Genomic DNA, 22,016 nt, shown 5'->3' with positions numbered 1-22,016 from the left:
GAATCGCTCCCGGATTTTCAGTCACTGACGGATTGTCTGTGACGGTTGTTGTAGCTAATCCCTTGTTTTCATGTAGGACGTGTCTCTTGGCAATGACAGAAACCGCTCACGGTCAGGCTTTTTGACAGTAAAGCCCATGCAACAAAAAACGTCGGATTTCTGCGCACGGTTTTCTCTGCACGTTGGTCTGCACGTCTCTGGTCAGGCGTCTTCCACTCAATAAAAACGGGGGCGTACCGGGTTGGCGGACAAGCGAAAAAATTCTCTGACAGGTCGCGTCCTTTTGTTTTTGCCAGGGTCATATGCTCATCGCAACCATCTATCCGATTACAGGGGAGTGTCATGGCACAACGCAGAGCGATTCTGATTCTTCATGGCAAGCAGTCGCTCAACGAGCAGGTCCGCAGCGCCGTCAGCCGCAAGCGTGAGCAGGGCTGGGAGCTGGATGTGCGCCTGACCTGGGAAGGCGGCGACGCTCAGCGCCTGGTCGCCGAAGCCTTGGCCGACGGGCACCGCTGTGTGATTGCCGGCGGTGGCGATGGCACCTTGCGCGACATCGCCGAGGCACTGGCCTTGAGTGACGTCGCCGATACTGCTGACGCGCCGCTAAGCCTGGTGATCCTGCCGCTGGGCACGGCCAATGACTTTGCCCGGGCCGCCGGTGTGCCGCTGGATGTCGATGCCGCTCTGGATTTGCTCGACGCCCCGGCGCGCCCCGTCGATCTGGGCGAGGTCGACGGCAAGCTGTTTCTCAACATGGCCACCGGCGGCTTTGGCAGCCAGGTGACAGCCAATACCTCTGAAGACCTGAAAAAGGTGCTCGGTGGCGCGGCGTATCTGTTTACCGGACTCACCCGTTTCAGTGAGCTGCACGCCGCTTATGGCGAGCTGAGCGGGCCGGATTTCCAGTGGAGCGGCGACCTGCTGGCGCTGGGCATCGGCAACGGGCGTCAAGCCGGTGGCGGGCATGAACTGTGCCCGGCGGCCCTGGCCGACGACGGCCTGCTGGACGTCAGTATCCTGCCGGCACCGCAAGAACTGGTCGGCACGCTCAAGGGTTTGCTGGCCGGCGGACTGGGCATCGAGAGCATGTTTGTGCGCGCGCGCCTGCCGTGGGTCGAGATCAAGTCGGCGCAAGGCCTGGACATCAATCTGGATGGCGAACCGTTGAAGCTCACACAAATGCGCTTCAGTGCCCGGCCTGCGGCCTTGCGGGTGCATCTGCCAACGGGTTCGCCGTTGCTGGGCGCCAGTGAAACGCCGTGGCTCAGTCGTCCAGACTGATGATCCGTTCGCGCACGCAATACAGCACCAGGCCTGCGACATCGTAGATGTGCAGGCGCTTCATGATCTGTGCGCGGTGGGTCTCGACGGTCTTGACGCTCAGGTTCAGGCCGCAGGCGATGTCGCGGGTCGTTGTGCCGCGCGCGATCAGGCGCAGGATTTCCAGTTGGCGGGCGGTCAGGTTATGCGTGTCGGCCTGCGGCGGCTTGCCGGGCTGGTTGATCAGCAATGCCTGGTTTATCACCGTATGGGCGATGGCAGGGCTCAGGTAGCGCTCGCCATCGCGCAAGGCGTGCAGGGCGTGCTGCAGTTCGCTGGCAGTGGTGTCCTTGAGCAGATAGCCGTGGGCCCCAAGGTGCAGGGCGCGCATGATCAGCTCGGGCTCGGTGTGCATCGACAGAATCAGCACCTTGCTGTCGGGCAGCACCTGCAACAAGTGGCTCAGGGCATCCAGGCCGTGGGTGCGTTTCATCGAGAGGTCGAGCAGGACGATGTCTGGCGCCAGTTGCAGGGCCAGGCGGCTCAGTTCGTCACCATCGCAGGCTTCGCCGATCACGCTGTAGCCGGGAATATCCGCCACCAGGGCGCGAATGCCGGCGCGAATCAGCGCGTGGTCATCGATCAACAGTAGCGTGCAGGTCATGGTCGGGTCTTCAGTGTGGCAATTGCGTGTGGGCGCGGGCATGGCTGCGCGGCGCCCAGGGAAGAACAACGTTGATGCGCGTGCCGTGACCCGGCGCGCTGTCCAGGGTCCAGCGGCCGCCGAGTAATGTCACCCGTTCACCGATACCGGCAATCCCGCGTTGGCCGGCCTGGGTCGGATTGCTGGCGGGGATGAAGCCTTCGCCGTCATCCTCGATGAACAGCGCCAGGCCTTCGGGTAAACGCTGCAGGCGCACCAACAGGTTACCGGCGCCTGCGTGACGCAGCATGTTGGTGACCGCTTCCTGGGTGATGCGAAAGGTCGCCACCGCCATTTCTTCGGCAATGCCGTGCAACGACTGATGGCAGTCCAGGCTCCAGTGCACCGGGCTACCGCCCAGGGTATTGATCAAGTGCAAGCGCAGGCTGGCTTCCAGTCCGAGGCTGGATAACTGCCGCGGGTTGAGAATGGCCGACAGGTCGCGGATCTTGTCCAGGGTTTCTTCCAGCGTGGCGTCGAGTTGTGTGCCGGGCGCCTGCAGATCGTCCGGCAAGCGCCGTTGCAGCCAGCCGAGTTGCAGCCTGGCGGCGGTCAGCATCTGGCCGATGTCGTCATGCAGTTCACGGCTCAGGCGATGACGCTCGCTTTCCTGAACCTGCAGCAGGCGGCTGGCCAGCTCACGGGGGTGCAGGCTGATGGCCCGCTTGCTGCGCAGACGCGCCAGCCAGATGCTGGCGAAGGTCAGTACATTGAGCAGCAACAGCGCTGCCGGCAGCGGTTGCTGATGTCCATACACGGCGATATTGCCCAGCACCGCGCCAATGCACAGGGTCGCCGTCAACCACTGCGCGGTTTTGCCGCTCAATGATCGAGACTTGCGATGTGTACGGTGCAAGGGCGTAGAGGATGAAATCATCGAATGGTCATGCTTGAGAGTCTGCTACAGGCCACGACCCTAACAATGCTGCCGGGTGATTGAAAGGACTGTGATCGACTCAGGTGTCGAACCTGTTCAACAATGCGTGCTGTTCTTCATCGTCAAGCGCCAGTCCGCCGGTGTACGGGTCAATCAATTCCAGTTGCCAGGCGATCAGATCAAGGCACTGCCTTAATGTCTCGATGGCCTCGGCATTCAGGGCATTGCGCTTGAGCCGCGGCCCTAGTCGATCCAGCAATTGCCCGGTGAATTCTGCGATGTTGTCCTGTGAGACCCGGGCTGACTGGTCGGCCAGGTTCAGCAGTGCCGCCTGCAAACCCGCAATGGCGTCTTCGTCGTCGGCGAACATCTGCAGGTGGGCCACGCATTCTTCCGAGCGCTGCAACAGGGCCTGGGACTGGTTCACAAACTCATTGTGTCGATGCAGCCATTGATTGCTGTTCAGCATCCTTGATCTCCATGCTTGATGGATGACGGGCGCAGGACGCCCGTTGTGAATGCCTGACAGTTAATTTTGATTTCATTGGAATGTCTGTAGGGCGTTTCTGAATGTTGCGTGATAGTGACATCAAGGCACTTTAAACACGCAATGTTCGGGGCCGGACGCAGGTGTTCAGGCGCAATGCGGGGTTCCCAAACGGTTTGCCGCTCGGGAAGACACAGGGGCCGCAAGGCCTGGGCAAAGATCAACTGCCTGACTCCATTCATGCATTGAGAAGGGCGTCACAATAATGGCTATTGATTATTGCGAATATCAGGCCAGCCCTGAGGGAGACTCAGGCGTACCCTTACTATCGAATTTTTAGATTTGTCGATCAGCCTTATATAAAGGCGCGCTTGTATCAGACAGTTGGCAATACACAATCAGTGAAGCATGATGCCGGTATGACATCAATGGCCTTGCGCACGCTCTTTAACGGGCCGTTAAGGTCTTGGCTTTAGCCGCCGATATACCGGCTGGCAGACTCATCGTTATCAACGCTCCAGGAGCTATAAACAAATGGCCGGCATTCTCGACACAGTAGATCAGCGCACGCAATTGGTGGGCGAGAATCGCCTGGAAATTCTCATGTTCCGCCTGGCCGGTCGCCAGTTGTTCGCGATCAACGTCTTCAAGGTTCAGGAAGTGCTGCAGTTGCCGAAACTGACGCTGATGCCGCAACGCCATTCGTTTGTGTGCGGTGTGGTCAACCTGCGTGGCCAGACCCTGCCGGTGATCGACCTGTCGCAGGCCATCGGCATGCGCCCGCTGGTGCCAGGCCCTGACAGCACGATTATCGTCACCGAGTACAACCGCACCGTGCAGGCGTTTCTGGTCGGTGGCGTGGACCGCATCATCAACCTGAACTGGGAAGCCATCATGCCGCCGCCGGCCAGCGCCGGTCGTCAGCATTACCTGACCGCGATCAGCAAGGTCGATGACCAGCTGGTAGAGGTCATCGATGTGGAAAAAGTGCTCGCCGAGATCGTGCCCTACAACGCCAAGGTTTCGCGCGAAAAACTCGAAGACCCGATTCTGGACCACGCACGCGGGCTGGAAGTGCTGCTGGTGGACGACTCCAAAGTCGCCCTGGCGCAGTTGCGCGATACCTTGTCGCAGCTCGGCCTGAAGTTGCACGTGGCCAGCGACGGCCTCAAGGGCCTGAACATGCTCAAGGCCTGGGCCGACAGCGGCGTGGACATGACCGAAAAACTGCTGATGGTGTTTACCGACGCAGAAATGCCGGAAATGGACGGCTATCGCCTGACCACCGAAATCCGCAACGATCCCCGCCTGAAAGGCCTGTACGTAGTGCTGCACACCTCGCTGTCGGGCAGCTTCAACGAGTCGATGGTGAAAAAGGTCGGCTGTGACAGCTTCCTGTCCAAGTTCCAGCCCGACAAGCTGGTCGACATCGTCCGCGAGCGCTTGAAAATGGTGCTTGAGGGCTAAAAGCCAGCGTAAAGCCTGTAAGCTGTGACGCGACTCTTTAGTGCTCGCGTCACACAAGGAACAGGCCATGTTGCAGCTCAGCGCGCTTTACCGTTATCCCCTCAAATCCTGCAAACCCGAGGTGCTCGACAGCGCGCATTTCGATGCATTGGGGCTGTCCGGTGATCGACGCTGGATGCTGGTCGATGCGGCCTCCGGCCGCTTTCTCACTCAGCGTGCCTTGCCGCACATGTCGCAGTTGTCGGTGCTGTGGAATGCCGCAGGCGGAGTGACTTTCGCCGCAGACGGCTTCGAGCCGCTGGAGGTTGCGCTGCCTGTTGAGCAGGCCGACACGTTGCGTGGCGTCACGGTCTGGCGCGACAGCCTGCAAGTGCCGGATGCGGGCGATGCCGCTGCCGACTGGGCCAGCGCGTTTATCGGCAAGCCGACCCGTGTGGTGTACATGCCCGAAGCCCGCGCCCGCTGGCTGCCCGACGGCTACGGCACAATCGAAGACAAGGTGAGTTTTGCCGATGGCTTTCCGTTGCTGCTGATCGGCCAGGCCTCGCTGGACGATCTGTCAGCGCGCATCGGCCGTCCTCAGGAAATGCTGCGCTTTCGGCCCAACCTGGTGATCAGCGGCGCCGAACCCTATGCCGAAGACCGCTGGAAACGCATTCGTATCGGCGCACTGGAGTTCCGGGTGCTCAAGGCCTGTTCGCGCTGCATCCTGACCACCATCGACCCGGCCACCGGCCAACGCAACCCCGACCGTGAACCGCTCGCCACCCTCAAGACCTATCGCCAGGTCGAGGGCGAAATCCTGTTCGGGCAGAACCTGGTGAGCGACGGGGCAGGGCAACTGACGGTGGGGATGAAGGTTGAGGTGCTGGAATAGGGCGGTGTTGCCACCGCCCCATGGCCATTACAGGTCGTCGAAGAAGCGTTCGTGCCAGTCCACCAGTGGCTGCGGCGAGTTGAGCTTCTGGCCGTAGATCACCGAATAAGACAGCACGTTTTGCACGTACTGGCGGGTTTCATCGAACGGGATGCTTTCTACCCACACATCGAACGCCAGGTGATTGGCGCCCTTGAGCCATTGCCGTACACGGCCCGGACCTGCGTTGTAGGCCGCCGAGGCCAGGACACGGTTGCCGTTGAACTGGCCGTGTACCTGGCTGAGGAAGGCGGCGCCCAACTGGATATTGGTGTCGGGGTTGAACACCTGCTGCGGTGAAGCCAGCGGGATGTTGAAGCGCTTGGCGGTCTCTTTGGCGGTGGCCGGCATCAGTTGCATCAGGCCGCTGGCACCGACGCCGGAGCGGGCGTCGTCCATGAATGCGCTTTCCTGACGGGTAATGGCGAACACCCAGCTCGAGTGCAGGCCACGCAGCTTGGCTTCGCGCACCAGCGTGTCGCGGTAGGCCATCGGGAAGCGGATATCCAGATCGTCCCAGTACTGCGCCTGGCTGATGGTGCGAATGGCCGGGAAATACCATTTCAGGTCATAGGCCAGCCTGGCCTGGGCAACCATTTCGTCGCGGCTGAAATGCCGGCTGACGTGATACCACTCGCGACGCCCGTCGACGATCTCGCCACGGTCGTGGAATTCCAGCGCGCGGCGCACACCCGGTGTGTTGCGTACTTTGGTGATCAACGCCTGGCTGAGCAGCAAGGGCTTGTTGTTGAGCTGATAAGGGTTCTGTGTGCGGTCGGCGGCCAGGAAACCGTAAAAGTCACGCTCCTTGGCCACTTCCTTGTACAGCGTCGGAATCTGCGGGTTGTTCGGTTGCGCCAGTTCCAGCGCGCGCGCTTCCCAGTAACGCCAGCGGTTGGTGTTGGCCAGGTCCGGCGGCAGGCGGCGCGCCAGGTCGTAGGCATCCTGCCAGCGGCCCAGGCGCAGCAGCAGGCGCATTCGCCATTCGCTGACGGTGTCGTCGCGCAATTCAGGGTCGTAGCGGGTCATGACGTCCAGCGCACGGTCGTCATAGCGGCGCGCCAGGGTCAGGCCGATCTCTTTGGCGATCTCGACCTGTTCTTCACGGGAGAAGCGCAGCGTGGTGGCATAGCCATCGAGCATCGACAGGGCTTTTTGCGGGTCCTGGCGCGCCAGGCGGCGCAGGCCCAGGCCAACGACGTCGGACATGGCTTCATCGACCGGCATGAACTGCGCCGGGTTGTTGAGCATTTCCGGTTTCTGCGCCACGGCCAGCAGCAGCTTGCCTTGCGGTGCCAGCGAATTGAGGCTGTCGACCAGGGTCTTGGCGAGCGTGTAGTTGCGAGCCTGCGCGGCCAGCTTGGCGCGTTGCCAGCGTTTCTGCTCGGTCAACTGGCCGGCGGCCGCCCACTGGGCGAAGAATGCATCGCAGGCGCCCGGCAGGGTTTTGCTGGTCATCCACAGCTTGTCGGCGCTGGCATAGCCTTCGGCGCGCTGCCCGCTACTGATCTGGTACTGGCCATACAGGCAGTCCAGTTCGGTGAAGTTCATCTTTGGGTCGTAGTATTTGACGAAGGTCTGCCAGTCGCCACGCTCGGACAGCCAGCGCAACCAGCGCAGCTTCATCCAGTTGGCCTGCGGCAGGTCGCCGTGCTCGGCCAGAAATTTCTCGATCTCGGCGTTGCTCGCGCTTTTCAGGCGCGCGGTCAGTTCGTCGTATTCGAGGTAGGGCTGCAACGGGTAATCGGCCAGTGCTGCAGTGCTGGCAAAGTAGGGACCGGTGTCACCTTTGGCCAGGGCGCGCTTGGCCTCGTCATAGAGTTTGCGCTGTTGGTTGATGTCCGCAGCCAGGGCAGGCGTGGCGGCTGTGATAGAGAGAAGCAGACAGGATACAAGGCTGAGCAAACGACCGCGCATGGGACTTCCGGGCTGGTGAGTCGTAAAAGTGCCGCTAGCTTAGCCTTTTGCCAGCTCCGGTTGAAAGCATTGCGGCCAATCGTGACTCACCTGGAAATAAATCTTTGCCCCACAGGCGCTCAGGGCCGGGCCTCAAGCACATTACCCGGCCATCGGATACCGACATTCGTGCGCCATCTCAGGTAGAATGCGCGCCCGGTTTTTGGAGAAGATCATGACCCTGCTCAAATTCAGCGATGTGTCCCTTGCCTTCGGCTCTATGCCATTGCTGGACAAGGTCTCCTGGCAGATCGCCCGTGGCGAGCGGGTGTGCATCATCGGCCGCAACGGCACTGGCAAATCCAGCATGTTGAAGCTGGTCAAGGACAGCCAGAAGCCTGACGAAGGCTCGATCTGGCGTGCGCCGGGGCTTAAAATCGGCGAATTGCCGCAAGAGCTGCCCGAAGCCGACGAGCGGACGGTGTTCGATGTGGTTGCCGAAGGCCTCGACGGCGTTGGCGCGCTGCTCGCCGAATACCATCACCTGGCGCAGAACTGCGTCACCGAAGAGGACCTCGACAAGCTGATGCATGTTCAGCAGGCCCTCGAAGCGCGTGATGGCTGGCGTCTGCAACAGGTGGTCGAAAGCACCCTGAGCCGCCTGCAATTGCCGGCCGAGAAAACTCTGGCCGAACTGTCCGGCGGCTGGCGCCGGCGTGTGCTGCTGGCGCAGGCGCTGGTGTGCGAGCCTGATCTGCTGCTGCTCGACGAACCAACCAACCACCTGGACATCGGCGCCATCGCCTGGCTGGAAGAAGCCCTCAAGGATTTCCAGGGCGCGGTGCTGTTCATCACGCACGACCGCTCGTTCCTGCAGAACCTGGCGACGCGCATTCTTGAACTCGACCGTGGCGGCCTGATCGACTGGAACGGCGACTACGCCAGCTTTCTGGTGCACAAAGAGGCCGTGCTGTCCGCTGAAGAGACCGCCAACGCGCTGTTCGACAAGCGTCTGGCCCAGGAAGAGGTGTGGATTCGCCAGGGCATCAAGGCGCGCCGTACCCGTAACGAAGGCCGCGTGCGTGCCCTCAAGGCCTTGCGTGTCGAGCGCGGCGAGCGTCGTGAACGCACCGGCAAGGCCAACATCCTGATCGAGTCGGCCGACAAGTCCGGCAAACAGGTGATCGTGCTGGAAAACGTCAGCTTCGCTCATCCGGGCGGCCCACAGCTGATCAAGGACTTCTCGATGGTCCTGCAGCGCGAGGACCGCATCGGCCTGCTGGGCGCCAACGGTACGGGCAAGACCACCTTGCTCAAGCTGATGCTCGACAATCTGCAGCCGACGTCCGGCACCGTCGAAACCGGCACCAAGCTTGAAGTGGCCTACTTCGACCAGTTGCGCCACCAGCTCGAACTGGAAAAGACCGTTATCGACAACATCGCCGAGGGTCGCGATTTCATCGACATCGATGGCCAGAGCCGCCATGTACTGAGCTATCTGGGCGACTTCCTGTTCAGCCCGCAACGTGCGCGCACGCCGGTCAAGGCGTTGTCCGGTGGTGAGCGTGCGCGCCTGCTGCTGGCCAAGCTGTTCAGCAAGCCTGCGAACCTGCTGGTACTCGACGAACCGACCAACGACCTGGACGTTGAAACCCTCGAATTGCTCGAAGAGGTGCTTTCCAACTACAAGGGCACCGTGTTGATGGTCAGCCACGACCGGGCATTCCTGGACAACGTGGTGACCAGCACCCTGGTGTTCGAAGGCGAGGGCAAGGTTCGCGAATACGTCGGCGGTTATCAGGACTGGCTGCGTCAGGGCGGCTCGCCACGTTTGCTCGGCGTTGCCGACAGCAAGTCGGGCAAGGCCGAGCTCAAGAGCGCGGTAGTGCCACCGGTGGCCGCTGCTGCTCCTGCGGCCCCGGCACCTGCGGCGAAAAAGAAGCTCAGCTACAAGGAACAGCGCGAGCTGGAAGCCTTGCCGGGGCAGATCGAACAGGCCGAAACGCAACTGGCGGCCTTGAGTGCCGAGATCGCCAGGCCTGCGTTCTATCAGCGCCCCTCTACCGAGGTAACGGCGACACTGGCCAACGTCGAAACGGTGCAGGCCGAGCTGGACGCGCTGCTTGAGCGCTGGGCCGAACTGGACGACTGATGAAACGAAAACGCCCGGCTGATGCCGGGCGTTTTCAGTCGTTGCCGGTTATTCCTGCTTTTTCAGCCGTACAGCCAGTACATCGCAAGGTGCGCCGTGCAACACATCGTTGGCGGTCGAGCCCAGCAGCAGTGCCAGGCCGTGGCGGCCATGGCTGCCGACCACGATCAGATCGCAATCCTGCTTCTTGGCCAGGTCATGGATTTCCTGGCGCGGCTGGCCGTAGACCAGGTGGCTTTCGCCGGCCTGGATCTGCGGGTACTTGATTTTAATCTTCTCGAGCTTTTCCTTGGCCTGATCGATCTGCTGCTGTTGCAGCTGCGAAAGGTCCATGGGCACGTCGCCGCCGAACGCCATGGCCATCGGTTCGACGATGTGCACGGTCGACAGCTTGGCGCCGCTGGCCAGGGCAAGCTCGCGAGCGCGGCGGATCACCGGATCGCATTCATCGGTGAGGTCGATAGCGACCAGAATGTGTTGATACGGCATGAGGGTATCCTCCGGAAGATTGCATGCAGCCAGTATGACCCTTTCGCGCCCTTGTGGGCAGGCCGTTGTGGGCCAGCGGTTTAGTGATTTTTGGAGTGGTTGTTTTGTAGTGCCTTGGTAAGGCGGGGGCAAGAAATATGACGAGCTGGATCATTCTGTCAATCATTTGTGTGATGTTGAGCCCTTTGGTGTGGATGATGCCCTCGCGTCGGCAGAGCGGCAGAATGGCCTTGCGCCTTGAGGCACGCCGCCTTGGCCTGGGCATGCAACTGAGTCGTGAAGAGTGGCCGCACTGGCTGCTGCGCGAGCCGCCGGGTTCCTGCGCGCAATATCACCGGCCACGCCAGGCGGGGCAGACGGCCTGCTGGGCTTACTGGCAGACAGAACCCGGAGCATGGGTCAACCGCTGGCGCGAACCGTGCGAGGACGAACGGTTGATGAACCATTTCAGGGCGTTACCGGAAGATGTCTACAAGGTCGAAGCCGACACTCAAATGGTCGCCCTGTACTGGGGAGAGCGCGGCGATGCTGAAGTGTTGCGCCATATTAACGAGGCGCTCAAAGCCCTGGCGGCTTGAAAGGCAGGCGTAAAAAAGCCCGATAGCAACATCGGGCTTGGGGTGTGGCCAGGCAGGCCGGTAATGCCTTGGGTTTGACGGTGCAACGCCGTTAAACCGGAAATTTCTGTGCTTCAAGCAATGGGCAGAACTCTAGCTGCTTTGCTCTTTTTTGTCGCTTTTTTTCTTGAAAATTTCTACTTGTGATCCGCCACGGTGCACGGGCGATGAGCAAACTTTGACCCATACTTCGCATTGCCGAGGCGACCAATGGCTCAGGCTTGAGCCTGCGCGTGCCTGTTCTGGCGGTCATCGAGCCTTGATGACGGCCCGGTTTCACTGGTTATTCTGGCGAATTGACAATTGGCCGGTTTTGCCTGAAGGTGTGCTACCCAAATCAAACGGGCGTATGAATTGATCGTTTGGTGTCAGATGGCTCTGACAGAATCCTGACTACCACGTCGGCGGGTTTGCCTTTGATTTGGCGTGTTCATTGACGGCGACGTCGTAGTCTCGTCGGACCTTAATGTTCGGCGTGTATTGTTCAGCTTCCATATCGTGGAGATCAGTTGATGATTTACGAAGGTAAAGCCATCACGGTTAAGGCTCTTGAAAGTGGCATCGTCGAATTGAATTTCGATCTCAAGGGTGAGTCCGTCAACAAGTTCAACCGTCTTACCCTCAACGAGCTGCGGCAGGCGGTCGACACCCTCAAGGCCGATGCGTCGGTCAAGGGCGTGATCGTTACCAGCGGCAAGGATGTGTTCATCGTCGGTGCCGATATCACCGAATTCGTCGAGAACTTCAAGCTGCCCGACGCCGACCTGGTGGCCGGCAACCTGCAAGCCAACCGTATCTTCAGCGACTTCGAGGACCTCGAAGTGCCCACCGTCGTGGCGATCAACGGTATTGCCCTGGGTGGCGGCCTTGAAATGTGCCTGGCGGCGGACTATCGCGTCATGTCGAACACGGCGAAGATCGGCCTGCCCGAAGTCAAACTCGGTATCTACCCGGGCTTTGGCGGCACGGTGCGTCTGCCACGCCTGATCGGCGCCGATAACGCCATCGAGTGGATCGCCTCCGGCAAGGAAAACGGCGCTGAAGATGCGCTGAAAGTCGGCGCGGTCGATGCCGTGGTCGAACCCGGCAAGCTCCAGGCGGCGGCCCTTGATCTGGTCAAGCGCGCGATTGCCGGCGAGTTCGATCACAAGGCCAAGCGCCAGCCCAAGCTCGACAAGCTCAAGCTCAATGCCATCGAACAGATGATGGCCTTCGAAACCGCCAAAGGCTTTGTTGCCGGTCAAGCGGGCCCGAACTATCCGGCCCCGGTCGAAGCGATCAAGACTATCCAGAAGGCGGCCAGCTTCGGCCGCGACAAGGCGCTGGAAGTCGAAGCTGCAGGTTTTGCCAAAATGGCCAAGACCTCGGCGGCACAAAGCCTCATTGGTCTGTTCCTCAACGATCAGGAACTCAAGCGCAAGGCCAAGGCCTACGACGCCCAGGCGCGTGACGTCAAGCAGGCAGCCGTACTGGGCGCCGGCATCATGGGCGGCGGCATCGCCTACCAGTCGGCGGTCAAAGGCACGCCGATCCTGATGAAGGACATCCGCGAAGAGGCCATTCAACTGGGCTTGAACGAAGCGGCCAAGCTGCTCGGCAACCGCGTTGAAAAAGGTCGCCTGACCCCGGCCAAGATGGCCGAGGCGCTCAATACCATTCGCCCGACTCTGTCGTATGGCGATTTCGGCCATGTCGATCTGGTCGTTGAAGCCGTGGTGGAAAATCCCAAGGTCAAACAGGCCGTACTGGCCGAAGTTGAAGCCCAGGTGGGTGAAAACACCATTCTGGCCTCCAATACCTCGACGATTTCCATCAGCCTGCTGGCCCAGGCGCTCAAGCGCCCGGAAAACTTCGTCGGCATGCACTTCTTCAACCCGGTGCACATGATGCCGCTGGTCGAAGTCATCCGCGGTGAAAAATCCAGCGAAGAGGCCGTCGCCACCACCGTTGCCTATGCCCGCAAAATGGGCAAGAACCCGATCGTCGTCAACGACTGCCCAGGCTTTCTGGTCAACCGCGTGCTGTTCCCGTATTTCGGCGGCTTTGCCCGTCTGGTCAGCGCCGGCGTGGACTTCGTCCGTATCGACAAGGTCATGGAAAAATTCGGCTGGCCTATGGGCCCGGCCTACCTGATGGACGTGGTCGGTATCGACACCGGCCACCACGGCCGTGATGTCATGGCTGAAGGCTTCCCGGACCGCATGAAGGACGATCGTCGCTCGGCCATCGATGCCCTCTACGAGGCCAAGCGCCTGGGGCAGAAGAACGGCAAGGGCTTCTACGCCTATGAAACCGACAAGAAGGGCAAGCCGAAAAAAGTCACCGACTCCACCGTGCTCGATGTGCTCAAGCCGGTCATCTACGAGCAGCGTGAGCTGAGCGATGACGACATCATTAACTGGATGATGATCCCGCTGTGCCTGGAGACCGTACGCTGCCTGGAAGACGGCATCGTCGAAACCGCTGCCGAGGCCGACATGGGCCTGATCTATGGCATCGGTTTCCCTCCGTTCCGTGGCGGTGCGCTGCGCTACATCGATTCCGTCGGCGTTGCCGAATTCGTCGCCCTGGCCGATCGTTATGCCGAGCTGGGTGCCCTGTATGAACCGACCGCGAAGCTGCGTGAAATGGCCCGTAACGGCCAGAGCTTCTTCGGCGCCAAGGAGTGAACCTATGAGCCTGAATCCGAGAGACGTGGTGATTGTCGACTTCGGTCGCACGCCCATGGGCCGCTCCAAAGGCGGCATGCACCGCAACACCCGCGCCGAAGACATGTCGGCGCACCTGATCAGCAAGTTGCTGGAGCGTAACGCCAAGGTCGACCCGGCCGAAGTCGAGGACGTGATCTGGGGCTGCGTCAACCAGACCCTCGAGCAGGGCTGGAACATCGCCCGCATGGCGTCCCTGCTGACCCAGATTCCGCACACGGCCGCCGCGCAGACCGTCAGCCGCCTGTGCGGTTCGTCGATGAGCGCACTGCACACTGCAGCGCAAGCGATCATGACCGGCAACGGCGACGTGTTCGTGGTCGGCGGCGTCGAGCACATGGGCCATGTGGGCATGATGCATGGCGTCGATCCCAACCCGCACCTGTCGCTGCATGCCGCCAAGGCCTCGGGCATGATGGGCCTGACCGCCGAACTGCTCGGCAAGATGCACGGCATCACCCGTGAGCAACAGGATGCCTTCGCCCTGCGTTCCCATCAGTTGGCCCACAAGGCCACCGTGGAAGGGCGCTTCAAGGACGAGATCATCCCGATGCAGGGTTATGACGAGGATGGTTTCCTCAAGGTCTTCTCCGAGGATGAAACCATTCGCCCGGACACGACGCTTGAAGGCCTCGCCGCACTCAAGCCTGCCTTCAACCCCAAGGGCGGCACCGTGACGGCCGGCACCAGCTCGCAGATCACCGATGGCGCTTCGTGCATGATCGTGATGTCTGCCCAGCGTGCCAAGGACCTGGGCCTTGAGCCGCTGGCAGTCATCCGCTCAATGGCGGTGGCCGGTGTGGACCCTGCAATCATGGGCTATGGTCCGGTGCCGGCGACGCAAAAAGCCCTCAAGCGCGCCGGTCTGTCGGTGGCCGATATCGACTATTTCGAGCTCAATGAAGCCTTTGCGGCGCAGGCCTTGCCCGTGCTCAAGGACTTGAAGGTGCTCGACAAGATGGACGAGAAGGTTAACCTGCACGGCGGCGCCATCGCCCTGGGGCATCCTTTCGGTTGCTCCGGTGCGCGGATCTCGGGCACCTTGCTCAACGTCATGAAGCAACGTGAAGGTCGCCTGGGCGTGGCGACCATGTGTATCGGTCTGGGGCAGGGTATCTCTACTGTCTTCGAACGCGTCTGATTTATCACGCGCCGATACCGGCCGGGGCCTTGTGCCCCGGCTTTTGTATTTTCCGGATACGGTTTTTTCAAGGGCCTGTGCGCCCCGTTTTTCAAGGACAACGACATGCAATTGCAGCCAGGGCTTTATCGCCACTACAAGGGCCCCGAGTACCGCGTGTTCAGCATCGCGCGCCATTCCGAGACCGAGGAATACGTGGTTTTCTACCAGGCGTTGTACGGGGACTACGGCATGTGGGTAAGACCTCTGACAATGTTTGAAGAGACTGTCGAGGTTGACGGCAAGCCTGTGCCACGCTTTGCTTTGGTCCAGGCCGAAGAAAGTCTTTTTTCCAGGCCGTGAGTCAAAAGGGCACATGAGGCTGTCTGAAAAATCGCTTCGGCGACGACAGCCGCTGTCGGTAATCGTCGATCAAGGTTGCTGCAGTGCCTGTTTTTATTGGTGCAAAGCGCGAGCCAGGGCTTGTTTTGTGCATGAGGTGATCGACCCGGCGACGCTTTTGCGGCACAGTCCCATGCTTGACCTCACCTTGTAGCCACTATATATAGCGGTGCCTTTACAGGTTCGCGTCTGTATTTCATTTATCGTTTTTCAGGAATTTACTGATCCATGGGCAAATCGCTGGTCATCGTGGAATCCCCGGCTAAGGCCAAGACCATCAACAAGTATTTGGGCAACCAGTACGTGGTGAAGTCGAGTATCGGCCATATCCGTGACCTGCCCACCAGCGGTTCGGCCAGTGCCAGCAAAGAGCCTGCAGCCAAGCGCGGCAAGGCGGCGGCTGGCGATGCGCCGGTCCTGACCCCGAAAGAGAAGGCCCGGCGCCAGTTGGTGGCGCGCATGGGCGTCGATCCGGATCAGGGCTGGAAAGCCAAGTACGAGATCCTGCCGGGCAAGGAAAAGGTCATCGAAGAGCTGCGCAAGCTCGCCAAGGATGCCGACACCATCTACCTGGCAACGGACTTGGACCGCGAAGGGGAAGCCATTGCCTGGCACCTGCGCGAAGCCATTGGTGGCGACGACGATCGCTTCAAGCGCGTGGTCTTCAACGAAATCACCAAGAAAGCCATCCAGGAAGCCTTCTCCCAGCCGGGCGAGCTGGACATCGACCGGGTCAATGCCCAGCAGGCGCGTCGCTTCCTCGACCGCGTAGTGGGTTACATGGTCTCGCCGCTGTTGTGGCAAAAGGTCGCCCGCGGCCTGTCCGCCGGTCGTGTGCAGTCGGTGGCGGTGAAGCTGGTGGTCGAGCGCGAGCGTGAGATTCGTGCGTTCAACCCTGAAGAATACTGGGAAGTGCACGCCAATCTCGGCACCGCCAAAGGTTCGCAGGTGCGCTTCGAAGTCGCCCGCCACAAGGGCGAGGCCTTCAAGCCGCTTAACGAATCCCAGGCCAACGCTGCGCTCGCCACGCTCAAGGCGTCCAGCTACAGCATCGTCAAGCGCGAAGACAAGCCGACCAGCAGCAAGCCGTCGGCGCCGTTCATCACCTCGACCCTGCAGCAGGCGGCGAGCAATCGCCTGGGCTTCGGCGTGAAGAAGACCATGATGATGGCCCAGCGTCTGTATGAAGCCGGTTACATCACTTACATGCGTACCGACTCGACCAACCTGTCGGCGGATGCGGTCGAGATGGCGCGCAGCTTCATCGAGAGCGAGTTCGGCAAGAAGTACCTGCCGGAGGCGCCAAACGTCTACAGCAGCAAAGAGGGTGCCCAAGAGGCGCACGAAGCGATCCGCCCTTCGGACGTCAATACCCACCCGAGCAAACTGACCGGCATGGAGCGCGATGCAGAGCGCCTCTACGAGCTGATCTGGCGCCAGTTCGTGGCCTGCCAGATGCCACCGGCGCAGTACCTGTCGACCACCGTCAGCGTCAGTGCCAGCGATTACGAGCTGCGCGCCAAGGGCCGTATCCTCAAGTTCGACGGTTACACCAAGGTGCTGCCGCAGATCGCCAAGCCGGGCGACGACAGTGTGCTGCCGGATATGGGCGAAGGTGAAGCACTTGAGCTGCTGGCCCTTGAGCCAAGCCAGCATTTCACCAAACCACCGGCGCGTTTCTCCGAAGCCAGCCTGGTCAAAGAGATGGAAAAACGCGGTATCGGTCGTCCTTCGACCTATGCGGCGATCATTTCGACGATCCAGGACCGTGGCTATGTGGCCCTGCATAACCGTCGTTTCTATTCCGAGAAAATGGGCGACATCGTCACCGAGCGTCTGGCCGAGAGTTTCTCCAACCTGATGGACTACGGCTTCACCGCCGGCATGGAAGAAAACCTCGACGACGTGGCCCAGGGCGAACGCGACTGGAAGAACGTGCTCGACGAGTTCTACGGCGATTTCCGCAAAAAGCTCGAAGTCGCCGAAGCGGCCGAAGGCGGCATGCGCGCCAACCAGCCGGTCATGACCGACATTGCGTGCAAGACCTGCGGTCGTCCGATGCAGATCCGTACCGCCTCCACCGGCGTATTCCTCGGCTGCTCGGGCTACAGCCTGCCGCCCAAGGAGCGCTGCAAGGCGACCATCAACCTCACCCCCGGCGACGAGATTGCCGAGGACGACGAGGGTGAGTCGGAGTCGCGGGTGCTGCGCGGCAAGCACCGCTGCCCGATCTGCAGCACGGCGATGGACGCCTATCTGCTCGACGAGAAACACAAGCTGCACATTTGCGGTAATAACCCCGATTGCACCGGCTACGAGATCGAAGAGGGCACTTATCGCATCAAGGGCTATGAAGGCCCGAGCCTTGAGTGCGACAAGTGCGGCAGCGAAATGCAGCTCAAGACCGGCCGGTTCGGCAAGTTCTTTGGTTGCACCAATCCTGACTGCAAGAACACCCGCAAGCTGCTCAAGAGCGGCGAGGCGGCTCCGCCGAAGATGGACCCGGTCAAGATGCCGGAGCTCAAGTGCGAGAAGGTCGACGACACCTACATCCTGCGTGACGGCGCTTCGGGGTTGTTCCTGGCGGCCAGCCAGTTCCCGAAAAACCGCGAAACCCGCGCGCCGCTGGTGATCGAGTTGTTGCCGCACCGTGAAGAGATCGACCCCAAGTATCATTTCCTGTGCGACGCACCGGCAAAAGACACCGAAGGCCGTCCGGCGGTCGTGCGTTACAGTCGCAAGACCAAAGAGCAATATGTGCAGACCGAAGTGGAAGGCAAGCCGACCGGCTGGCGTGCGTTCTACGACGGCAAGGCGTGGAAGGTCGAAGACAAGCGCTGATCGGCCCGGCCCTTGCCTGAAGTTCAGGCAAGGGCTCATTCAGTGCCGGTGTTATTGGTTATTCAGGGGAGGTGGCAGCATGGCTCAAGAGCGTTACACCCGTACCAACCAGAAAATCTACTTCGCAGGCCTCGCTCTCGAAGCACTGGCCAAGGCCGAGCAGGGTCAGGCCATCAACGCTCAGGCGCAGGTTCAGGCAGGGCGCGAGACGGTGTTGTTTCATTTATACGGTGCCTTGCTGGGCCTGTGCCATGAGATCGCCGGCTATTACCGCCTGCCGCAGGCCAATGCGCCGCGTGCCGAGCAGTTGCTGAGCCCGCAGGTGCTGGAGAGCGTGGCGATTCCCGAACTGGGCGAGCTGATCGAGCTGGCGCAGAATTCCCACACCTGGCTGGCCCGGCTGTTGGCGGAATATGGCGCATTGTTCGAGCCGCCGCGTGAAGTCGCAAAGCCCAAGGGCGATGTCACCCAGCCGATGATCGTAGCGGTGAATCTGGACCATGAACCTGAGCCGGAACTGAGCCGTGACGAGCTGGAAAGCTGGCGCCAATCGCTCAAATCGCTGGCCGTGCGTTTTCGCGAAGGCCTCAACGAGTTCTGAAACCTGTGATGTATGCGACGGTGCGGACTGTTACACTGTCCGCCTTTCGCGGAGTATTTGTACTGATGCCTACTTCTTTTCTTGAAATTGTCGAACTTCCTGATGGTCGCATCGAGCTGCGTCGTGCCGATGACGAAGGTTCACTGGTCACTCTGAATTTTTCCGAGGACGCCAAGGTCTTCTTGCAAGGTCAGCATGTGGAAGTCGCCAAGGCCATGTTGAGCGTAGGCGTGCAGATGGCAGGGCGCTTGGCAGAAGGCGTGCTGGAGAAGGAAGAAGACGGGCCTCGCGTTCTTCATTGAGGCCCTGCTGCACTATCTTCAGCCCAATCTGATATTCAGGCTTTGCGCATCACCGATGCGTGCGGCAGCTGTCAGTTGCTGACGCGCTGCAGGGCTGAGTGGATTGAACCAGCTCACAACCGTGTGGCTGTGTCCCAGACGCAGGACTTCGCGGGTGAGTTGCAACGCGCTCTGGTTACCGCTGGGCTGTAACAGCAGAATCCGCTCCCGATTCAACCCTGCATCGCGCAACCATGTCTGGGTCAGACTCGCCGGCGGCGCGACCAGCGTCAACCAGCGCGCATTGGGCTCCAGGCTCAGTTCCCTGAGCACCGGTGCCAGCAGATTCAGGCAGTTCCCGGCCGCACCACGCAACGATAATTCGCTGAACACTTCCTGAGCAGGCTCCTGGAGCGCTGTCGGCAATTGCTGAAAGGGCGTTGGCACAGGCATGGGCTGGGCCAGGAACGCCTCGAACAGGTGTAATTGGGTATTGGGGGCCGAGTGGAACTGCATGGTTACGTTCTCCCTTAGCGGCGAATCACGCCGACGCTCAAACCTTCGATGACCAGCTCTTGCTCCTTGAGATCGATTTCAATGGGGGCGAAATCGGGATTCTCTGCAATCAGCCAGACCTTGCTGCCTTCACGTTTGAAGCGCTTGACCGTGACCTCGTCACCGATACGCGCGACGACAATCTGGCCGTTACGCGCTTCACGCGTCGTGTGCACTGCCAGCAGGTCGCCGTCGAGGATGCCGACGTTTTTCATGCTCATGCCGTGAACACGCAGCAGATAGTTGGCGCTGGGATGGAAAAACGCCGGGTTGATGTTGCACGACTCTTCAATGTGCTGCTGGGCGAGGATCGGCGCGCCAGCAGCAACACGGCCGATGACCGGCAAGCTGTTGTTGTCGTCGGACCGTGCTTCGAAGCCGGGAATGCGGATGCCTCGTGAGGCGCCAGGCGTCATCTCGATGGCACCCTTGCGGGCCAGGGCCTTGAGGTGCTCTTCGGCGGCATTGGGCGACTTGAAGCCCAGCTTCTGAGCGATTTCAGCGCGGGTTGGCGGATAGCCGTTGTCTTCGAGGCACTGCTTGATGAAGCCCAGGATTTCGGCCTGGCGTGGCGTCAGTTTGATCATGGTGGGCGCTCTGGATTTTTGTACAGTGCCTGGGATTATATACAGTGAAGGCGTCTTGGCAATCGTCCTGTTTATTTTTTCGCCAGGTGGCCGTCTATATAGAGTGCAACCATGCGCTGGTCGGACCGGCTTGAATGAGTGACTGTTCGGCCACAAAATGAACCGCTTACTTGACAACCCACCTGGCTGAAACGTATGTTTCAAACGATTGTTTTGTCAGGCAGAGAGCCATGGCCCAGTCGGAAACCGTTGAACGTATTCTTGATGCTGCCGAGCAGTTGTTCGCCGAGCGGGGCTTTGCGGAGACTTCGCTGCGGCTGATCACCAGCAAGGCCTCGGTCAACCTGGCGGCCGTGAACTATCACTTCGGCTCCAAGAAGGCCTTGATCCAGGCCGTGTTCTCACGTTTTCTCGGGCCGTTCTGTGCCAGCCTCGACCGTGAGCTGGAACGCCGGCAGACCCGCCCTGAACACAAGCCAAGCCTTGAAGAACTGCTCGAGATCCTCGTCGAGCAGGCCATGGCCGTGCAGCCGCGCAGCGGCAATGACCTGTCGATCTTCATGCGCCTGCTGGGCCTGGCCTTCAGCCAGAGCCAGGGTCACCTGCGCCGTTACATGGAAGACACCTACGGCAAGGTGTTTCGCCGCTACATGGTGCTGGTCAACGAAGCCGCGCCGCGTATCCCGCCCATCGAACTGTTCTGGCGTGTGCATTTCATGCTCGGTGCTGCGGCATTCAGCATGTCCGGCATCAAGGCCCTGCGTGCCATCGCTGAAAACGATTTCGGCGTACACACCTCGATCGAGCAGGTCATGCGCCTGATGGTGCCGTTCCTCGCCGCCGGCATGCGCGCCGACAGCGGGCTGACCGACTCTGCAATGATTGCCGCGCAGCTCAAGCCACGGACCAAATCCTCCACGGTCCCTAATAGCCCCGCAGGCGTCGCCAAGGCCTGAGCGCCTGGATTATTGCGCCAGGCTTCAGGATCAAGCACCATGCCGCCCTGATCCACGGCAATGGTGTGAAGGTTTCTTATGAGTTCTGGCCTGCAAGGCTCCTTGATGGTCGATGTTGAAGGTTTTTGGCTGACCGCTGAAGACCGCAACTTTCTGCGTCATCCCGAAGTGGGTGGCCTGATTATCTTTGCGCGCAATATCGAACATCCACGCCAGGTGCGTGAGCTGTGTGCATCGATTCGGGCGATTCGCCCCGACCTGCTGCTGGCGGTCGATCAGGAAGGCGGGCGCGTGCAACGCCTGCGCCAGGGGTTTACCCGCTTGCCGGCAATGCGCTTGATCGCCGAGCGGCCCGATGCACAAGCGCTGGCGCGCCACTGTGGCTGGCTGATGGCGGCCGAAGTGCTGGCGGTAGGCCTGGACCTGAGCTTTGCCCCGGTACTGGACCTGGACCACCAGCGCAGTGCCGTGGTCGGCACGCGTGCCTTCGAAGGCGATCCCGAGCGTGCCGCGCAACTGGCCGGCGCGTTCATCGAGGGCATGAACGAGGCCGGCATGGCCGCCACCGGCAAGCACTTTCCGGGGCACGGCTGGGCCGAGGCCGATTCACACGTGGCCATCCCTACCGATGAGCGCAGCCTGGAGAGCATTCGTGCCCAGGACCTGGTGCCTTTCGCCCGCTTGAGCCGGCAACTGGCGGCGGTAATGCCGGCGCACGTCATTTATCCGCAGGTCGACGCGCAGCCCGCCGGCTTCTCGCGGCGCTGGTTGCAGGACATCCTACGCGGCGAGTTGCAGTTCGACGGGGTTATTTTCAGCGATGACCTGTCCATGGCCGGGGCTCATGTGGTCGGCGATGCGGCGAGCCGTATCGAGGCTGCACTGAGTGCCGGTTGCGACATGGGCCTGGTGTGCAACGACCGTGGCGCTGCAGAGCTGGCCCTGAGTGCTGCGCAACGCTTGCAGGTCAAGCCGTCGCCGCGTTTGGCGCGCATGCGCGCTCAGGCGCATGCGGCAGCCGGATACCGTCAGCATCCGCGCTGGTTGCAAGCGTTACAGGCCTTGCGCGCAGCGCAGTTGATCGACTGATCGACCGGG

Annotated in this window: 20 protein-coding genes; 13 read left to right on the top strand and 7 right to left on the bottom strand. The window is 60.9% G+C overall.

The window, feature by feature from the left end; genetic code table 11:
* The first annotated feature begins 342 nt into the window (after positions 1-342).
* Entirely contained in the window at positions 343-1,284 is a 942-nt protein-coding gene (yegS, locus tag ACYAS9_RS30075; RefSeq protein WP_463572139.1) for a lipid kinase YegS, read from the top strand.
* Here the strand turns inward: yegS and ACYAS9_RS30070 are convergent.
* The 3 genes from ACYAS9_RS30070 to ACYAS9_RS30060 all read right to left on the bottom strand — a co-directional run bounded on the left by ACYAS9_RS30070 (position 1,268) and on the right by ACYAS9_RS30060 (position 3,312).
* A complete protein-coding gene (locus ACYAS9_RS30070) occupies positions 1,268-1,927 on the bottom strand; it encodes a response regulator (protein WP_463572138.1) in 660 nt (219 codons plus the stop codon). The two genes, yegS and ACYAS9_RS30070, sit on opposite strands and share 17 nt — an antisense overlap.
* A 10-nt stretch (positions 1,928-1,937) precedes the next feature.
* Positions 1,938-2,843 carry a sensor histidine kinase gene (locus tag ACYAS9_RS30065; RefSeq protein ID WP_463572137.1) on the bottom strand — a complete coding sequence of 302 codons (906 nt, stop codon included), beginning with the start codon at positions 2,841-2,843 and terminating at the stop codon, positions 1,938-1,940.
* A 79-nt stretch (positions 2,844-2,922) separates the two neighbouring features.
* Positions 2,923-3,312 (bottom strand): hypothetical protein, encoded by a 390-nt coding sequence (locus ACYAS9_RS30060; protein WP_463572136.1) that lies wholly within the window; start codon positions 3,310-3,312, stop codon positions 2,923-2,925.
* A gap of 552 nt (positions 3,313-3,864) precedes the next feature.
* Between ACYAS9_RS30060 and ACYAS9_RS30055 the strand changes: the two genes are divergently transcribed.
* Both ACYAS9_RS30055 and ACYAS9_RS30050 read left to right on the top strand, forming a co-directional pair.
* Complete coding sequence (locus ACYAS9_RS30055) at positions 3,865-4,797, top strand: chemotaxis protein CheV (RefSeq protein WP_463572135.1); 933 nt, start codon at positions 3,865-3,867, stop codon at positions 4,795-4,797.
* Between the two features lie 67 nt (positions 4,798-4,864).
* A complete protein-coding gene (locus ACYAS9_RS30050) occupies positions 4,865-5,674 on the top strand; it encodes an MOSC domain-containing protein (RefSeq protein WP_463572134.1) in 810 nt (269 codons plus the stop codon).
* 27 nt (positions 5,675-5,701) lie between these two features.
* On the opposite strand, the gene ACYAS9_RS30045 is transcribed toward ACYAS9_RS30050, so the two are convergent.
* Positions 5,702-7,630, bottom strand: a complete 1,929-nt coding sequence (locus ACYAS9_RS30045; protein WP_463572133.1) for a transglycosylase SLT domain-containing protein — start codon at positions 7,628-7,630, stop codon at positions 5,702-5,704.
* A 214-nt stretch (positions 7,631-7,844) separates the two neighbouring features.
* Between ACYAS9_RS30045 and ACYAS9_RS30040 the strand changes: the two genes are divergently transcribed.
* Positions 7,845-9,761: an ATP-binding cassette domain-containing protein gene (locus ACYAS9_RS30040; protein WP_463572132.1), complete on the top strand. Its 1,917-nt coding sequence runs from the start codon at positions 7,845-7,847 to the stop codon at positions 9,759-9,761.
* Positions 9,762-9,809: 48 nt separating this feature from the next.
* On the opposite strand, the gene ACYAS9_RS30035 is transcribed toward ACYAS9_RS30040, so the two are convergent.
* Positions 9,810-10,250, bottom strand: coding sequence for a universal stress protein (locus ACYAS9_RS30035; RefSeq protein ID WP_463572131.1), 441 nt, complete (start codon positions 10,248-10,250; stop codon positions 9,810-9,812).
* A gap of 137 nt (positions 10,251-10,387) precedes the next feature.
* On the opposite strand from ACYAS9_RS30035, the gene ACYAS9_RS30030 reads away from it, so the two are divergent.
* The 7 genes from ACYAS9_RS30030 to ACYAS9_RS30000 all read left to right on the top strand — a co-directional run bounded on the left by ACYAS9_RS30030 (position 10,388) and on the right by ACYAS9_RS30000 (position 18,841).
* Positions 10,388-10,828: a hypothetical protein gene (locus ACYAS9_RS30030; RefSeq protein WP_463572130.1), complete on the top strand. Its 441-nt coding sequence runs from the start codon at positions 10,388-10,390 to the stop codon at positions 10,826-10,828.
* A 551-nt stretch (positions 10,829-11,379) separates the two neighbouring features.
* Entirely contained in the window at positions 11,380-13,536 is a 2,157-nt protein-coding gene (fadB, locus tag ACYAS9_RS30025; protein ID WP_463572129.1) for a fatty acid oxidation complex subunit alpha FadB, read from the top strand.
* A 4-nt stretch (positions 13,537-13,540) separates the two neighbouring features.
* Positions 13,541-14,716 carry an acetyl-CoA C-acyltransferase FadA gene (gene fadA, locus ACYAS9_RS30020; protein WP_463572128.1) on the top strand — a complete coding sequence of 392 codons (1,176 nt, stop codon included), beginning with the start codon at positions 13,541-13,543 and terminating at the stop codon, positions 14,714-14,716.
* A 105-nt stretch (positions 14,717-14,821) separates the two neighbouring features.
* On the top strand, positions 14,822-15,058 hold the full coding sequence (locus ACYAS9_RS30015) for a DUF1653 domain-containing protein (RefSeq protein ID WP_463572127.1): 237 nt from the start codon (positions 14,822-14,824) through the stop codon (positions 15,056-15,058).
* Between the two features lie 267 nt (positions 15,059-15,325).
* Complete coding sequence (gene topA / locus ACYAS9_RS30010; protein ID WP_463572126.1) at positions 15,326-17,938, top strand: type I DNA topoisomerase; 2,613 nt, start codon at positions 15,326-15,328, stop codon at positions 17,936-17,938.
* Positions 17,939-18,017: 79 nt separating this feature from the next.
* Positions 18,018-18,539, top strand: a complete 522-nt coding sequence (locus tag ACYAS9_RS30005) for a DUF6586 family protein (protein ID WP_463572125.1) — start codon at positions 18,018-18,020, stop codon at positions 18,537-18,539.
* Between the two features lie 65 nt (positions 18,540-18,604).
* Positions 18,605-18,841 carry a hypothetical protein gene (locus ACYAS9_RS30000; RefSeq protein WP_459745103.1) on the top strand — a complete coding sequence of 79 codons (237 nt, stop codon included), beginning with the start codon at positions 18,605-18,607 and terminating at the stop codon, positions 18,839-18,841.
* 18 nt (positions 18,842-18,859) lie between these two features.
* Here the strand turns inward: ACYAS9_RS30000 and sulA are convergent, their stop codons facing one another.
* Together sulA and lexA are read right to left on the bottom strand one after the other, a co-directional pair.
* A complete protein-coding gene (sulA, locus tag ACYAS9_RS29995; protein WP_463572124.1) occupies positions 18,860-19,336 on the bottom strand; it encodes an SOS-induced cell division inhibitor SulA in 477 nt (158 codons plus the stop codon).
* Positions 19,337-19,350: 14 nt separating this feature from the next.
* A complete protein-coding gene (gene lexA / locus ACYAS9_RS29990) occupies positions 19,351-19,962 on the bottom strand; it encodes a transcriptional repressor LexA (protein WP_459745105.1) in 612 nt (203 codons plus the stop codon).
* A gap of 230 nt (positions 19,963-20,192) precedes the next feature.
* Between lexA and ACYAS9_RS29985 the strand changes: the two genes are divergently transcribed.
* Positions 20,193-20,918, top strand: a complete 726-nt coding sequence (locus ACYAS9_RS29985; RefSeq protein ID WP_463572123.1) for a TetR/AcrR family transcriptional regulator — start codon at positions 20,193-20,195, stop codon at positions 20,916-20,918.
* Positions 20,919-21,008: 90 nt separating this feature from the next.
* Positions 21,009-22,007 carry a beta-N-acetylhexosaminidase gene (gene nagZ / locus ACYAS9_RS29980; protein WP_463572195.1) on the top strand — a complete coding sequence of 333 codons (999 nt, stop codon included), beginning with the start codon at positions 21,009-21,011 and terminating at the stop codon, positions 22,005-22,007.
* Positions 22,008-22,016: the final 9 nt, after the last annotated feature.

Source organism: Pseudomonas sp. HP_08, assembly GCF_055284095.1.
This window is presented reverse-complemented; position numbering and strand designations above follow the sequence as displayed.